The 15,440-nt window shown below is 38.5% G+C and carries 13 protein-coding genes; 2 read left to right on the forward strand and 11 right to left on the reverse strand.

Translation table 11 applies throughout. The features are described 5' to 3' along the window. Positions 1 to 127: 127 nt before the first annotated feature. The gene (mprF, locus tag ED2_RS07880) at positions 128 to 2,701 is read right to left on the reverse strand and encodes a bifunctional lysylphosphatidylglycerol flippase/synthetase MprF (protein WP_016177763.1); all 2,574 of its coding nucleotides are present in this window, start codon (positions 2,699 to 2,701) and stop codon (positions 128 to 130) included. A gap of 176 nt (positions 2,702 to 2,877) precedes the next feature. Between mprF and proC the strand changes: the two genes are divergently transcribed. After that, the gene (gene proC, locus ED2_RS07885) at positions 2,878 to 3,681 is read left to right on the forward strand and encodes a pyrroline-5-carboxylate reductase (protein WP_005875119.1); all 804 of its coding nucleotides are present in this window, start codon (positions 2,878 to 2,880) and stop codon (positions 3,679 to 3,681) included. A 34-nt stretch (positions 3,682 to 3,715) separates the two neighbouring features. On the opposite strand, the gene rny is transcribed toward proC, so the two are convergent. The 7 genes from rny to yfmF all read right to left on the reverse strand — a co-directional run bounded on the left by rny (position 3,716) and on the right by yfmF (position 13,152). After that, entirely contained in the window at positions 3,716 to 5,272 is a 1,557-nt protein-coding gene (gene rny / locus ED2_RS07890; protein ID WP_005875117.1) for a ribonuclease Y, read from the reverse strand. 367 nt (positions 5,273 to 5,639) lie between these two features. Beyond that, a complete protein-coding gene (gene recA, locus ED2_RS07895; protein WP_005875116.1) occupies positions 5,640 to 6,680 on the reverse strand; it encodes a recombinase RecA in 1,041 nt (346 codons plus the stop codon). Positions 6,681 to 6,784: 104 nt separating this feature from the next. Next, on the reverse strand, positions 6,785 to 8,032 hold the full coding sequence (locus tag ED2_RS07900) for a competence/damage-inducible protein A (protein ID WP_025481399.1): 1,248 nt from the start codon (positions 8,030 to 8,032) through the stop codon (positions 6,785 to 6,787). Positions 8,033 to 8,355: 323 nt separating this feature from the next. Further along, positions 8,356 to 8,934, reverse strand: coding sequence for a CDP-diacylglycerol--glycerol-3-phosphate 3-phosphatidyltransferase (pgsA, locus tag ED2_RS07905; protein WP_005875113.1), 579 nt, complete (start codon positions 8,932 to 8,934; stop codon positions 8,356 to 8,358). A 545-nt stretch (positions 8,935 to 9,479) separates the two neighbouring features. After that, positions 9,480 to 10,367, reverse strand: coding sequence for a RodZ domain-containing protein (locus ED2_RS07910; RefSeq protein ID WP_016177765.1), 888 nt, complete (start codon positions 10,365 to 10,367; stop codon positions 9,480 to 9,482). 231 nt (positions 10,368 to 10,598) lie between these two features. After that, positions 10,599 to 11,891: an EF-P 5-aminopentanol modification-associated protein YfmH gene (yfmH, locus tag ED2_RS07915; RefSeq protein WP_005875110.1), complete on the reverse strand. Its 1,293-nt coding sequence runs from the start codon at positions 11,889 to 11,891 to the stop codon at positions 10,599 to 10,601. Further along, complete coding sequence (gene yfmF / locus ED2_RS07920) at positions 11,884 to 13,152, reverse strand: EF-P 5-aminopentanol modification-associated protein YfmF (protein ID WP_016177766.1); 1,269 nt, start codon at positions 13,150 to 13,152, stop codon at positions 11,884 to 11,886. The genes yfmH and yfmF overlap by 8 nt, the downstream gene beginning before the upstream one ends. A gap of 218 nt (positions 13,153 to 13,370) precedes the next feature. Here yfmF and mscL point away from each other — a divergent pair, with 218 nt between their 5' ends. Continuing rightward, the gene (mscL, locus tag ED2_RS07925) at positions 13,371 to 13,844 is read left to right on the forward strand and encodes a large conductance mechanosensitive channel protein MscL (RefSeq protein ID WP_005875108.1); all 474 of its coding nucleotides are present in this window, start codon (positions 13,371 to 13,373) and stop codon (positions 13,842 to 13,844) included. Positions 13,845 to 13,966: 122 nt separating this feature from the next. Here the strand turns inward: mscL and ED2_RS07930 are convergent, their stop codons facing one another. The 3 genes from ED2_RS07930 to ED2_RS07940 form a co-directional block, all read right to left on the reverse strand. Then, the gene (locus tag ED2_RS07930) at positions 13,967 to 14,401 is read right to left on the reverse strand and encodes a GNAT family N-acetyltransferase (RefSeq protein ID WP_005875107.1); all 435 of its coding nucleotides are present in this window, start codon (positions 14,399 to 14,401) and stop codon (positions 13,967 to 13,969) included. Positions 14,402 to 14,494: 93 nt separating this feature from the next. Then, positions 14,495 to 14,740 (reverse strand): Veg family protein, encoded by a 246-nt coding sequence (locus tag ED2_RS07935; protein WP_005875105.1) that lies wholly within the window; start codon positions 14,738 to 14,740, stop codon positions 14,495 to 14,497. Positions 14,741 to 14,853: 113 nt separating this feature from the next. Continuing rightward, positions 14,854 to 15,432, reverse strand: a complete 579-nt coding sequence (locus tag ED2_RS07940; protein WP_005875103.1) for an RNA polymerase sigma factor — start codon at positions 15,430 to 15,432, stop codon at positions 14,854 to 14,856. Positions 15,433 to 15,440 lie beyond the last annotated feature (8 nt).

The raw sequence follows: 15,440 nt of genomic DNA on the forward strand, positions 1-15,440 counted from the left end.
CACAGGGAAAAATAAAAGTATAGCTTCCCCCAATGCGTTCACGGACTTGCATGATCGCTTTTATTCAATAATAAAGAAAAAAACTGGAATAGCTTTTTGTCTTCTTATCCCAGTTCTTTTTCTTGCTCTATAATTCTGTGAGTACTTCTTCGGCAAAACTTGGTGTTTTTTCTTTTCCTTTACCGATAAGGATAAACAATTGCATAGTGGCAAACACAAAACTACTTCCTTTCATGTAGGCAAAATAACGTCCTTCCCATCTGGTTACGTAACGCAATTTTTCTTCATACGCAGATTGAAAGGAATAAAAGAAATTCCCGTAATTATAGACAATGTGCATGACTTTTTCTTGTACAAAAGAAAAATCTGTTTCCCCCACCTTTGCAAGAGGTGCCAATCCTAGATTTGCTTCCAAATATCCTTTTTCTTGATAGACCACAAATAGATTCGCCAATAAATAATCCGCCAGTTCAACAGGCTCATCTGGTAACGTCCGCAACAAATCATAACCCGCTTGCTCGTTTGTTATTGGTTGTGCTGTGATGAAACCGACGATCTTCTGCTCTTTGCGTACGATTCCTACCCCGCTGGATAAAAGATAGGCAGTATCAAATCGTCCCACTGAATAATGTTTTTCTCGTGCTCCCTGTAACCACTCTCTAGAAACTTCACTTACTGCTAAAAGCAACTCTTCTGGCAACTGGTCATACCAAGTAAAATGATATCCCTCGTTATTCAGTTTTTGGTATTCCAATTGTTGGTTGATCCAAGGAACTTCCTCAGCTGTTAGATCAGCAATCCCTGCTTCACCAACTTTTGTAAAATGAAAACCAACTTCATGGAGAGTCACGACATATTTTTCGGATACTTTATAAAACGCTAATTGATACCCTAAACAATCGGCTTTTTTCATAAATTCTGCTGTTGCTTCACGTACCCTCTCAGGATTCCCGATTGGATCACCTAATATAAAACATTTGTTTCCTTTGATTTGAAACCCAAAGACGACTTGGTCTTCATGATGTTTTTGGTAATAAAAATAAGTGTAGCCAGGCAATCGCAAATAGTGACTTGCTGCTGTCCCGCCATAACGCGTCAAAAGCTTTTCCAATCGCTCGATTTGCAAGTTTTCTCCTAATTTCTTCGGCGTAGTTGCTAAATACTGGTATAAAGCGACTAGTGCCAACAAAGAGATACCTAGACCAATCAATCCAGAAAACCAAACATCATCAGACGGAAACAGGATAAAGTGATTTGCCGTCAACCGCCCTACCCAGAAACTGCTACTGTGATAGCCGGCAATCGCATAAACGATAAACAAAAAACCAAATAGACAAGCATCAAAAACGATAGCTCCCCAAGAATAGACAAATTTTTGGCGATAAAATTCTTTTCTGGATAACCAGACAACTAACAAGATCAAGAGATATACTACAATCAATTGCCACGACAATGTTCGTGTCACCGTATTGATAATGCCAAAAACAAGTAACACGATCGTTGGTAAAAATGCCTTCTTCACTTTCATCGCTAATGCCCGTGCCAATCCTAATAATAAGAATCCAACTAACAGATTCAGCATCTGATCTAAAAAGTTAAATGAAAATGGCAATAAAAATTGGAATAGCCGACTAATCGTTGAAAGATTCGTGATCGTGGACAATAAAACCATCATGATACCCGCAAAATAAACAGCACTTACTAAGACAAGATGCGCCAGTTTTTGAAACACCAGTCGCGGGATATTATCTAAGAAACGGTTTACTTTGACCCCGGTTTGTGTAAGGAACAATAAGAGCCCTGTTGCAAAAGGGATCACATAATAAAATAAGCGATAATAAAGTAACCATACTACAGCAATATCCTGTCGCACAGATAACTGACTCATCCCTAGGATCATCAGCACATCGAAGGTTCCCATACCACCAGGGACCATTGTCAACATACCGATCAACGTCGCGATGATAAACATTGGATAGATAGAAAAAAGGGAGATGTCGACCTTCATCAGTCTACCAATCAGCAAGAACACGAACAGCGCGCCTGTCCATTGTCCAAAAGAGGCAATCAACAAACCCAACAAGCCTTTAGGATAAAATTCCGCAAACAGCGTTTTTCTTTTTAAATAGGCAAAGAAAAAAATAGCTGGTGCCACAAAACTTCCGCCCAATAACCAGATCCAGTACCCTCTAAAAATAGTTGATTCTTGAAGAACAAACACATCAAAAAAAGTAATAAAGGACCAGATAGATAACCCTGTCAGCATGAATAAGGCTACTTTAGAAACCGTTGCAAGTACCCTCTTCCGATTTGAATCTTTCCCATAAAAACTAGCTCGAAGACTAGCACCAACAATCCCGCCAAAACCAGCTAGATTATTGATCGTATTCGTAATAAAAGCAGCCAAGAAAAAATCCTGTCGCTTCATTTTGGGCTTTCCTTGCTTTTCAAGTACACGAATCGTCACCCAATCATACAGCAGCATTGGAAGAACCCCGATCAACCCCATAAGGATCATTAACGCAAGGGTGAAATGATTTTGTTGTCCCATCGTTTGCCAAATATCTTGCCAACTCATGCCATGCGCAATATTAGCTACTTGATTTGCTACAAATACCAGAACTGATCCAAAAAAAATCAATTTCAAAACCAGACTGTGATCTTTGATCCATTGAAGCATCAAGTGTCGTTTATTTTTCACATTTTACCCTTCCTAACTCGATTACTTTCGTTCTATGAATTAATGTTAGCCTATTTATCCTATTTTTTCCACTTTTGTATAGGAATCTCTCTTCTATTTCTAAACATAATTTTCATGATTCTTTACTTGCCCTTCATCCAAAAGAAAGATATGCTAAAAATAAAGGAGAGGATATCATGAAAATCGGGTTTATCGGAACAGGAAACATGGCTCAAGCAATCATCAATGGATTGCTCGAAAAAGGGACTGTTGCAAAAGAAGACATCTTCGTTTCTAGTGGTCATTACGAAAATGCCAAACGCTTTGCTGATAAAATAGGCGTGACTGCTTGTAAAAGCAATCAAGAAGTCGCAGAACAAGTCGAAACGATTCTTTTAGCTGTCAAACCTAAGATCATCGACCAAGTACTGAAAGATTTGCGAAGTTATAGTAAAAAACGTTTATTCATTTCGATTGCCTCAGGAAAAGCAATCAGCGATTTAACAGAATCATTAAATAACCTTGATGCTAAAATCATCCGGGTCATGCCAAATGTCAACGTTAGCGTTGGTGCTGGTGTTTCAGCAATTTGTAAAAGCCGTACTGTGACAGATAGCGAGTTGAAACAGGCAACTGATATTTTCGAAGCAATTGGTAGTGTCTATCAATTAGCGGAAGATGATTTCAGTACATTTATCGGACTAGCTGGAAGTTCTCCCGCCTTTATCTATATGCTGATCGATGCTATGGGACGTGCAGGAGTACTAAATGGCTTACCGAAAAAAATGGCAACAGAAATCGCAGCTAAAGCAATTATGGGTTCTTGCCAAAAATTTCTCGCTAGTGATGAGAATCCTTGGGAACTAGTTGACCAAGTATCCTCACCAGGTGGAACAACGGTTGCTGGTGTAGTTGCTTTAGAAGAAGCCGGATTTATCCCTGCCATCATCAAAGGCATCAATACAACGATCGAAAAAGACCTTGAAATGTTAGATAAATAAAAAAACGATGCAAGCCTCAACTTGCATCGCTTTTTTATTTTGCATAATCTGTTGCTCGTGTTTCACGGATGACGATTACTTTGATATGTCCCGGATAATCTAGTTCATCTTCAATCCGTTTTCTGATATCACGAACTAAACGAACAGCATCTAGATCAGAAATTTCATCCGGTTTGACCATTACTCGAACTTCACGTCCTGCTTGGACCGCAAAGCTTGATTCAACTCCTGCAAAACTATTGGAGATGTTTTCTAGGCTTCTCAAACGACGGATATAGTTTTCTAGTGATTCACTACGTGCTCCTGGGCGAGCGGCTGACAAGGCATCCGCTGCAGCTACTAATACAGAGATGACTGATGTTGCTTCAACGTCGCCATGATGTGATGCAATCGCATTGATCACTACTGGATTTTCTTTGTATTTCGCTGCTAATTCAGCACCGATCTCAACGTGTGATCCTTCAATTTCGTGATCCAAGGCTTTACCAATATCATGAAGCAAGCCTGCACGTTTCGCTAATTGGATATCTTCGCCGAGTTCAGCAGCTAAGATACCAGAAAGTTTTGCTACTTCAACAGAATGTTTCAATACATTCTGTCCATAACTTGTTCGGAAATGTAGACGTCCCATGATCTTGATTAGATCAGGATGCAACGTATGCGCTCCAACTTCAAATGCGGCTTCTTCTCCGTATTCACGAATTCGTTCATCCATTTCTTTACGCGATTTTTCGACCATTTCCTCAATGCGTGCTGGATGGATTCGGCCATCTTGGATCAGTTTTTCCAAGGTCATTCGTGCGATTTCGCGACGGATCGGATCAAAGCCAGAAAGTACAACTGCTTCTGGGGTATCGTCGATGATCAAATCGATTCCTGTCAATGTTTCCAGTGTTCGAATGTTTCGACCTTCACGACCAATGATTCGGCCCTTCATCTCATCGTTTGGTAATGTGACAACAGATACTGTCGTTTCAGATACTTGGTCTGCTGCACAGCGTTGGATTGCTAATGACAAAAGATTTTTCGCTTTACGATCAGCTTCTTCTTTTGCTCGCTGTTCAGATTCTTTTACCATTAGAGTTAATTCATGATTCAACTCTTCTTCGGTTGACTTCATGATGACTTCTTTTGCATCTTCTTTCGATAAACCAGCAATTTTTTCTAATTCTTTTTGTTGATCTTCAACCAATTTTTCAACGTCTTTTTCTCGCTCTTCAATTAATTGCTGTTTTGAACTAAGTGCTTCTTCTTTACTTTCAAGTGAGTTCTCACGTTTTTCCAACGAGTCATCTTTTCGATTCAATGTTTGTTCGCGTTGAATCAATCGATTTTCTTGAGATTTTAATTCTAATTTGCTTTCTCTCAGCTCACTTTCAACTTCAGAACGATATTTCTGATTTTCTTCCTTAGCTTCTAACAATGCTTCTTTTTTTAGAGTTTCTGCTTCTTTCTTTGCACTATCGATAATTCCAGCTGCTGATGATTGTGCACCAGCAATTTCTTTCTCGTGACGTGACTTCGCAACCATAAACCCTAAACCAAGACCGACAATTAAACCGATGATAGCGAGGAGAATGTTGAATACCATAAAATCCACCTCCATACTATCTTTTTCATTTTTATCATCTGTACAACTTCTATGATAAAGTATTCTAAACTTGTCAATATGCTTCTCGCATATGTGTACAAATATGTACACAAGTTTATTCTAATGTTTGTACCCCACAGTGTCAACTTTAAATACGTAAGGAAACGGTTTACTGTTTTTTCGTTAAAGGGACGTTTTACATATAATTATAGTGTTTTTATAAATCTTGTCATCAAAAATATCCAGAATAAGGAACGTTAAAAAAATATTCGGCTTGCACCTATCGCTACACGAAAATTAGTGGTTTAAAGATAAAAAAACAGGCAAACAAGTCATCTACTCGTTTACCTGTTGTTTCTTGATTCAATTATTCTTCTAATGGTAGTTCTGCCTGTGCTTCTTCTGGTACTTCGACTTCTTCGCCGATACCATAAGCCGCACGTACCAATGCAGAAACTTCTGCCATCATTTCTGGATGATTTGCCATATAGATTTTTGCATTTTCGCGTCCTTGCCCGATACGGTCTTCTTTATAAGAGTACCAAGCTCCGCTCTTATCAACGATGTCTTTTTCAACAGCCATATCCAGTAATTCTCCTTCTTGAGAAATACCTTGGCCGTACATGACATCTACTTCAGCAATTTTGAACGGTGGCGCAACTTTATTTTTCACCACTTTGATCTTTGTACGGTTACCAACAATATCTGTTCCTTGTTTTAATTGTTCCGCACGACGGACTTCTAAACGGATCGTTGCGTAGAATTTCAACGCACGTCCCCCTGGTGTGATTTCAGGATTACCAAACATCACGCCGACTTTTTCACGGATCTGGTTGATAAAGATCGCGATCGTTTTTGTTTTATTGATCGATCCTGACAATTTACGTAATGCTTGAGACATTAGACGAGCTTGTAACCCTACGTGAGAATCACCCATTTCGCCATCAATTTCTGCACGAGGAACTAGAGCTGCTACAGAATCGACAACAACGATGTCAACCGCACCACTTGATACTAAAGCATCAGCGATTTCTAATCCCTGTTCACCAGTATCAGGTTGAGAAAGAAGTAATTCATCGATATTTACGCCTAATTTTTGGGCATATTGTGGATCTAAGGCATGTTCAGCATCAATAAACGCTGCTGTGCCACCATTTCTTTGTACTTCAGCAATTGCATGTAAGGCAACTGTGGTCTTACCTGAACTTTCTGGTCCATAGACTTCAACGATTCGGCCTCGAGGATAGCCACCAACTCCCAATGCAACATCTAGTGCAAGTGAACCACTTGGGATGGTAGAAATCTGTTGGTCAATCTTTTCGCCTAACTTCATGATCGAACCCTTACCATAGTTCTTTTCAATTTTTTTCAACGCAGCTTCTAACGCTGCTTTACGATCATCTGCCAATACGATAATCCTCCTTATTTTCACAAATCAGTGCAACATTCATTAAGCTAATCATATCGTTTTTATTATCAAAAAGCAAGCAAAAACCGAACAAATATTCGCATTTATTTTTTTCTTAATACTTGTCTTCTTAACAGATCAAATCCTTGCATTACTGCGCTGTGTCTTATCGCTGCGCGGTCTCTCGTGAATCGATATTTCTGTGAAATGACTGCTTCGTCTCCATACGCTAACGCAATCCAAACCGTCCCAACGGGCTGTCCTTCGAGTTCATCTGGTCCAGCTACTCCAGTGAAAGAAATCCCGTAATCTGTTCCTGCTAGTTTTCTTGCTTGAAGAGCCATTTGCTCCGCACATTCTTGACTAACTGTTCCATATTTTTCTAAAAAGTGGCGATCAATCGTTAAAAAATTTGCTTTTGTTTCTAACGAATACGTCGTAAAACCACCAGGAAAGACGGCAGATACACCTGGGATATCTCCTAATGCAGCTTGAAAAGCTCCTGCGGTCAAACTTTCCGCCGCAGTGATCGTTTGGTTCCTTTCTTTTAAGAGATCCACGACAACTTTTGGCAGAGAATTGTCATCCCCGTAGCCATAAAAATACTCGCCAACTCGTTCTTGGATTCTTTCTTCTAAAGCTAGTAATGCTTGATTTCCTGCATGTGCATCCTTGGTTTTTACAGTTAATCGCAAAGTGACCTCGTTGGGTTTTGCATAAGGTGCGATCGTTGGATTGATCTGTGTTTCGATCAAATCTTTTAATTCTGTTACTAGACGTGACTCACCAATACCATAAAACCTTAGCACTTTTGAAATCAATTTTTCTTCTGATGGAAATTTTTCTTCCAATAGCGGACGCGCTTGTTCGATGAACATTGGTTTTAATTCGCTTGGCGGACCCGGTAGTAAGATATACACATGATCTTCTGTTTGGAAAAATGTACCCAAGGCTAGACCAGTACGATTGGGTAGCGGGATTCCCCCTTCGATGATTTGTGATTGTTGCAAATTGTTTTCTGTCATCTTTCGTTTCGTTGTTTCAAAAAAGGTCAATAATTTTTTATATCCTTCTGTATTTTGAATTAGTTCTCTACCAAGATGCTTTGCTGTCACTTCTTTTGTTAGATCATCTTCTGTCGGTCCTAATCCACCACACAAAATGATCAATTCACTTCTCGTTTCTGCTAACTGAATCAACTCTTCTAAACGTGTAGGATTATCTCCCACAACTGTTTGATAATAGACGTCGATCCCAAGATCTGCTAATTGTTCTGATAAAAATGTCGCGTTGGTATTGACAACTTGCCCTAATAAAAGCTCTGTTCCTACGGCAATAATTTCTGATTTCATCTTGATCGCTTCCTTAACTTTAACTGTTTGCATGTCTACTCGCTTGTAGTAATCCCTACTTAAATAGTATACGCTATTTGTCAAAAGGTTCTTTGATTATTTGCTCATTTCCCCTTCACAAATACAGTAAAAAATTTTTGACTCATTCTTCTTTACTAAAAAATATTTTCTGTCTCTTCTTTCAATTATGCGTATCATTTTTATACTTGAACTCTCTCCAACATAAAAACCGAAAATCCTCAAGGTAAGCTTTTCCGAGGATTTTCGGTTTTTTTGTTGCTTAAACAGTTTGTTTTCTCAGGGAAACTAACTGCTGGTTTCAATTACATCGATCCTTTGAATACGCCACTATTTTTGGCAAAATAGTCGACTCCTGAATAGATGGTAAAGACTAAACAAGCATATAACATGATTTGATCAACTGGAAGACCGATTAGATTAAACGGAATGTTATTGATGAATAACAAAATAATCGCAACCATTTGTGTAGCTGTTTTTACTTTTCCAGGCCACGCAGCTGCCATGACTTCACCATGTTCGACCAATAGTAGGCGCAACCCTGTTACAGCCAGTTCACGACACACGATGATCGCGATGACCCACCCTGGTGCTTTTCCTTGGCCAACTAACATGATAAATGCCGTCATTACCAACATTTTATCAGCTAAAGGATCAGCAAATTTCCCAAAGTTCGTTACTAAACCACGTGCACGAGCAATTTTTCCATCCAACCAATCCGTGATACTAGCAATCGCAAAAATAATCGCTCCTACCAATTGAGTCACCTCAAGTGTAGTATCTCCTACAGTTAATTGACCCCAATCCAATGGCAATCCGACAACTAAAATAAAAATCGGGATCATACAAATTCTAATTACAGTTAATTTATTTGGTAAATTCACAGTATCGACTCCTTTCCTCCCTATTCTACGTGACTCTATCTAAACTTTCCACCGATATTGTTTAGTTTTTATAGAAGGTTGTGAAAAAGCCGTTCAGCTCCGCCGACAATAAGTATGAATTTTTCGAAACAGCTCTCCATGTTTTGAAAAATTCATACTTATTTCAAGGAGTTGGCTTTTGAACACCGCGGATAAAGGTTGTGAAAAGAGCGCTTTGACCTGAGCAATAAGGAGGAAAATCTCGAAATAGCTTTCCATATTTTGAGATTTTTTGACTTATTGTTGAAGGTCAGCTCTTTGAACACCATAGATAAGGTTGTGAAAAAGCCGTTCAGATTATCCGACAAAAAAAGGATGAAACAAAAGTAAAAATCACTTTTATCTCATCCTCTAAATTTGAGTAAGCGGTAGAAACAATTGCTTCGAAAAAATGAACCGAATTCCCAAAAATTTGAGAAACACCTATCGTGAATCGCTCTCATTTCTAAAGTCTTTGTTCACTTTACTGTTTTCATGCCACCATCTATCAAGAACAGTTCTGAAACCTATTCCTTATATTGCAAAGCGAGGGTGACATTTTTTGGACTCCGGTTATTCTCTCCCGGATTGACAGGTACGACTTCGCCATTAGCTTTGATCGTGGCATTGCTTGCTGCCCCTAATGTGATCGTCGCGTTCGTAGCCGTTTCTGGCAACTGCGTGCTTTGCGTTTCATTCGCTGCTAGTGTGCCTTGATAAACATATGCATTGTCCACCATCACGCCAATCCACACTCGATTTACTGCGGTGAATTCAAGCGTCACAGGCTTAGTAGCATCGGTAATGGATACTGCAATAGCACTTCCTGTATCTTGTCCAGCTGTAATAGCCATTTTTTTCTCTTCAACCGTCGACTCAGTCGTTGATTCAACTGTTGAAGAAGCTTGAGTACTTTCTTTCGTAGACGATGCGGTTTGTTCTACTGAACCGTCCACAGTCACAGAGGAAGCACTTCCTCCAATGATAGGATCTGCTTGGCGATCTTGCCATGTCATATAACCAACAACTACAATGATTGCTAACGCGACCAATCCCAATAAAATGACCGGCAGACTTGTCCAAAATTTACTAGGATGTGATTCTTCTTGATGCATTGCTTTTCTAGAGCCATTTACTGTTTCAGGTTCAGGACGCTCAACGATCGTTCCAGCTGATAGTTTGCTTTTTCCATCAAATACATCAACTAAATGATCTCCGTCTTCTCCTACTGCCTCGGCATACTGTCGAATAAATGCACGAACATAAAACTTCCCAGGCAATTGATCAAAATCATCATTGTCGATTGCTTCTAGGTAGCGTTTTTGGATTTTAGTAATTTGTTGTAATTCATCTAAAGATATTTTTTTATTTAAGCGGGCTTGCCTTAATTTTTCCCCGATGGTTTCAAAAGCCACTCGTTCATCTTCTCCAGTCTTTTTATTCTAACCAGTTCTACAAATCAGTTGTCCCTTAAAAACTGGTTGTCTGCCATTCTAACAAAAGAATAGCAAGGACTTATTGCCCAATAGAAATCATCTGATTGGGCTATCTATCTAAAGAATACCACAAATCAGACAATTCTAGGGTAGCTTTCACCTAACTCTATAGTGAAATTTAAGAGTTAGATTGAAATTTTTTAACTTTCCCTATTTTTTCTTTGGCTGCATGTAAAACTCACTAAATGCTTCATTATTGATGAATGTTCGACCAACCTGTAGGACATCTTCCAATTGAATAGAGTCAATGATTTGAGGTAGATCAAATAGCGTTTGCTCTCCAAAGAGACTTTGCGTGAATTGATTGGCAATATACTCGATTGAATTCAATGATTGGAAATATTGTCCCAGCATTTTCTTCTTAAGCAGTGTTAAGTTTTCTGCAGTAATTTCTGGATCATTATCGAAGTTTAGAATAAGTTGTTTGACTTGTTTCGCCGCTTCTTCTGGTTGATCTGTATCTCCACTAAAATCGGCAAAATGGAATTCGCGATCCAACGTGAATTCAAAACCAAAGCTGTCGTCGATCAGTCCTTCATTGTACATTTTCAAATAATTTTGTGAAGTATTTCCTAATAAAAGTTGGAACAACAAGTTGATAGCTGTTTTATACCGAAGCAATTTGCTTCCTTCTTGTGGCAAAATATCTAACCCTTTTATTCCTAAAACAAATTTATTTCGATTCACAGCTGCTTCTAGCTCACTTTTTGCAATGATCTCGTGTGTATTCTCAGGAAAATACCGTTGGATCGGTTGTGCTGGTGGGAAATCTTTTGCTGATTGATTCGTTCGGATAACTGACATCAACTGTTCTGGTTCTAAATTTCCCACAACAAATAAGACCATGTTACTTGGTTGATAAAATGTATGGTAACAAGTATACAGATCATCAGCTGAAATTTTATCGATACTTTCTACTGTACCTGCAATATCAATGTGCAATGGGTGATTGGGATAAAGATTATTCAAAATCCCAAAAAACAAACGCCAATTTGGATCATCTTCATACATTTGGATTTCTTGGCCAATGATCCCTTTTTCTTTATTGACTGTTTCTTCCGTAAAATACGGTGCTTGAACGAAATCTAATAAAGTAGTGAGATTTTTTTCCACCTGATCAGTTGTTGAAAACAAATAGCTCGTTTTTGTAAAGCTTGTAAAAGCATTCGCAGAAGCTCCTTGTTGTCCAAATAGTTGAAAGACATCGCCATCTTCTTTTTCAAATAATTTATGTTCTAAGAAGTGAGCGATCCCATCAGGAACTTTTATTTTCTCTGACTTGCCATATGGAACAAATTCATTGTCAATCGAGCCATAATTCGTACTAAATAGTCCATAGGTCTTGTGGTACTCTTTTTTCGGTAATAAATAAACAGTCAAACCATTAGGCAGTACCTCATGATAGAGTGTTTCATTGATTTGAGGGTATTCAGTTTTATTCATTTGTCATTCCTCCATCCAAAAAGAATATAGCTTGCAATTCGATTTTTTGCGCAACATTTTGGATATCATGGATTGTCACGTTTTCCATTCGGCTCAACCATTCATCATCTGTCAATTGTGTTTCTGGTAACCAGTTATCTAAATAAGCTGTTTCGATCGTAGCCTGTGGTGCATCGAGAGACAACAAGTATTGATTTCTTAGCATGGCTTTCGTTTGGGCTAATTCAAGCTCCGTTACCTCACCATTGCGTAAACTTTCTAGTTGTTCATGGATCAAACGTAACACTTGATTGCGGTTTTTTCCATCGATCCCTGTTTGTACACTCATAAATCCACGAAAAGTGTCGACACTGCTTGAAGCATAGTAAGCTAAACTTTCTTTTTCTCGAACATTCATGAATAGTTTAGAGTGGGGAAATCCACCAAATAAGCCATTGAACACCATCAACGAAAAGCGCTCTGGTTGGTCGTAATAAATGTCCGTTTGATAAGCAAGATTTAGTTTTGCCTGTACAACAGGCTCTTGGATTTGTCGTTCCTTGATAATGTTTACTTTTGGCTGAGTGTAATAAATCTCTGGATGTGCGTAAGTTCTACCTGTGAAAGGTAATTTTTCTAACGCTACTTTAACTTCCTCTTCCGAAACATCCCCGACGACAAAGATATCGACTTGATCGTTTGCTATCATTTCTTGGTAATAAGTTGCCAAACTTTCCGCAGTCAATTCTTCTAGATCTTCAATTGTCCCAAAACTCGGGATTTTTTGAGCATCAGACTGTTCAAAGTACAATTCTTGCAGAGCCAGTGAGGCCATGGTTTGTTTGTCTTCGTTCAGACTTTCTAGATAAAGTTTTAAATTGTTTTTTTCCAGATCAAATGTCAATTGATCGAATTTTTGTTCCTTGATATTTGGATAAAACAGTACTTCTTTTAGAAATTCCACTGCTTCATTGAAAATTTCGGAATCATTCACATACTTGCCGTTGACGAAACTGATTCCAGCATTCAGCCAGTGAAGATTGCCTTTTTTTCTCACAGATAATCCAAAGCTAGCCCCGTAAAGATCTGCTAGTTTGGCACTGAGTTGTGTTTGATCTGGATAATTCAGACTGTTTGTTTCCAATAAGCTACTCAAAAGTGAGCGTTTGGTCAAGGTTTCTTTTGCTAAACGTGTTGTGAATCGGACAAAGATACGAACCGTTTTATATTGTTTTGTTTGCAGCACATGGAGGTTGACACCCTCTGCTAGTTGATATGTCATAATAAAGTCCCCTTTTTTGCAGTCCGTTCCCCTGCATGATTTATTTAGCGCATTATTTGATATGCACGCTCTGCTGTCAATCTCTTTTTCAGCATCTAAGAGTCACTTTATAGTATAGCATAGAAGTGTTTTAACTAAAGACTTCTACAACAAATGCGTGTTGTTTTTATATTTTTTTATTCTTCGTTATACTAAGATTAAAAGAGAGGTGGAAAATTATGATTAAAGAATTCAAAGAGTTTATCATGCGTGGAGACGTATTAGATTTAGCTGTCGGGGTTGTTATTGGTAGTGCATTTACCAGTATCGTCAATCAGATCGTGCAAGGATTGATTACTCCCCTTGTTGGTTGGGTAGTCGCAATGATCACTGGCACATCTGATTTAGAGGGGGCGTTGTCTATTTTAGACTGGTCACCTACTAAAGGAGTTACCTTCGCTTTTGGTGACGTCATCAGTGCAATCATTACATTTATCATTACCGGCTTCATCTTATTCTTAGTTGTAAAAGCAGCAAATCATGCGAAAAATCTACGTTCTACCAAAGAAGAAGAGGAAGTTCCTGCAACACCAACAGCGGAAGATTATCTTAGCGATATCCGCGACTTACTTGCTCAACAAACAGCAGAAAACAACGGGCGTCCTACAGCACAAGCAGCTGTAGATACTAGCAACGAAAAGAAAGAAATATAATGCATAAAAAGAGACGGAGGCAAAAGTATTCCTTACTTTTACCTCCGTCTCTAAACATGAATAAATGATGGGAGCAGAAATGCCCACTTCTGTTCCTCTTTTTTAGGTTGCGAAATGCTCGATCATCCAAGCTTCATATCAATATGGGGGATGTCATCTTCTAAGTAAACATCAGAGATTGCTTCGAATCCAAATGATTCATAAAAAGAACGAAGATATACTTGTGCACCAATAACGATCGGCTGATTTGGATACTTCTCTTGAATAAATGCGATCGTTTGTTGAAGGATTTTTCGCCCCAAGCCTTCTTTACGATGCTCCTTATTCACTAATACCCGCCCAAAATGAATAGCATCTTGTGCTTCATAGACCCTTGTATACGCTGAAATCTTGCCATCATCATCTTTAAAATAAGTGTGCCATGCGTGTTCATCGATCTCATCGACTTCTTGGTATGGACAGTTTTGCTCAACAACAAAAACAGCGATCCGCTCTTTGACGATGGCATAAAACTCTTCCGTATTCAACTCAGAAAATGGTTTAACGTGATACTTCATGTGACCTACCTCCGACTTTTCTTTTTCATCAGCATACCGATTTATCAACAAAAAAGCAAACGAACCTGATACGACATTAGGCTCGCCTGCTTTTTAAACTGCTTCAGTTAAAAATTCGATTTCGACTGTTCGAGTAAGTACATCAGAGTAACTATACGATACTCGTTCAAAAGAATTTTCTTCAGGATCCAAATCAACAACGAATACTGAAGGATAGGTTTCTGTTAAAACGCCTCGGCGTTCTGTTTGACGCTTTCTTCCTGTCTGAGCAACCAGCATGATCGGGCTGCCGATACGACCTTCTAAATCTTTTTTGATTGTAGCTAAAGTTGTTGGCATACAGTTCACCTCATTTACCAGTATACCACACGCTTTAAAAATTTTCAAGTTTACCATACAAAAAAAAGAAAAGCAATAAAAACAAATAAAAATAACATTAATAATTTGATGAATTATTCCTCATTATATTTTTTTAAATGTTGTTTTATTTTAAATTTCACTCGACTGTATGCACTTTTTACTTGTTTGATATCCATAGAAAGCGCTTCTGCCATTTCCGTAAAATCTGCTCCCTGCATATAGTAATAGAATATTTTTGCTTCCTTTTTTGAAAATTTGATGTGGCAGTCTTCAATCGCTTCATGCAGCAACAAATGCTGAACCGCTAACGGTTCTTGCATCGTGATCTCAGCTAAAAAATCTGGACCCTCCGTCTCGATTTTTTGATCAATCGAAATCTCATCTTTTTGATCTCTGCGTTTCAGCGCATTTTGCTTTCTCAATAATGAATAGATCTGATTACTGATAATACTTTTATAATAGCTCCCAAAACTGACTCCCTTGTTATTTTCATAAGTTTTCAAAGCTTGGTACAAAGCTATCCTTGCTTCTTGTTCCCAATCTTCATAAACGTAATTCCGTAAATAATACATATTCTTTAAACGCAATAAAAGTGGAAAATATTTTTGATACAGGGTAGCAAATGCTTCCTCATCACCGTTACGTGCGGCATGCAATAACTCCTCAGACATAAAATAAT

Origin of the sequence: Enterococcus durans NBRC 100479 = LMG 10746, from assembly GCF_001544215.1 — a bacterium.
GTDB lineage: Bacteria > Bacillota > Bacilli > Lactobacillales > Enterococcaceae > Enterococcus_B > Enterococcus_B durans.

Coding starts and splice junctions, on each gene's coding strand:
- proC (WP_005875119.1), top strand. CDS start 2,878: ATGAAAATCGGGTTTATCGGAACAGGAAACATGGCTCAAGCAATCATC.
- rny (WP_005875117.1), bottom strand. CDS start 5,272: ATGGTATTCAACATTCTCCTCGCTATCATCGGTTTAATTGTCGGTCTT.
- ED2_RS07900 (WP_025481399.1), bottom strand. CDS start 8,032: ATGAAATCAGAAATTATTGCCGTAGGAACAGAGCTTTTATTAGGGCAA.
- yfmH (WP_005875110.1), bottom strand. CDS start 11,891: ATGAATAAAACTGAATACCCTCAAATCAATGAAACACTCTATCATGAG.
- yfmF (WP_016177766.1), bottom strand. CDS start 13,152: ATGACATATCAACTAGCAGAGGGTGTCAACCTCCATGTGCTGCAAACA.
- mscL (WP_005875108.1), top strand. CDS start 13,371: ATGATTAAAGAATTCAAAGAGTTTATCATGCGTGGAGACGTATTAGAT.
- ED2_RS07930 (WP_005875107.1), bottom strand. CDS start 14,401: ATGAAGTATCACGTTAAACCATTTTCTGAGTTGAATACGGAAGAGTTT.
- ED2_RS07935 (WP_005875105.1), bottom strand. CDS start 14,740: ATGCCAACAACTTTAGCTACAATCAAAAAAGATTTAGAAGGTCGTATC.
- ED2_RS07940 (WP_005875103.1), bottom strand. CDS start 15,432: ATGTCTGAGGAGTTATTGCATGCCGCACGTAACGGTGATGAGGAAGCA.